Here is a 201-nt window from a genome sequence, read left to right on the forward strand (position 1 = left end):
CGGGGTTCGTCTCGGCCAGGGCGCGGCGAATGGCGACGGATTCTTCGACGGCGGCCAGACCCTCCGCCCGTCGGCCCTCCTCGCCCAACCGGATGGAAACGCTGTTGAGCGCGCTGGCCAGGTGAGGGAGGTAGGCGTCGGGGGTCGCGTCGGCCAGGGCTCGGTAGTGGCCGACGGCTTCCTCCGCGGTGGCCAGACCCT

1 protein-coding gene is annotated in these 201 nt (G+C 72.6%); it reads right to left on the reverse strand.

From position 1 onward, the window contains the following. Positions 1-201, reverse strand: a 201-nt coding sequence (locus ADK60_RS29675) for a hypothetical protein (RefSeq protein ID WP_199839789.1), incomplete at both ends; no start/stop codon positions are given.

The sequence above is a fragment of the Streptomyces sp. XY431 genome (assembly GCF_001279805.1).
GTDB classification, from domain to species: Bacteria; Actinomycetota; Actinomycetes; order Streptomycetales; family Streptomycetaceae; genus Kitasatospora; species Kitasatospora purpeofusca.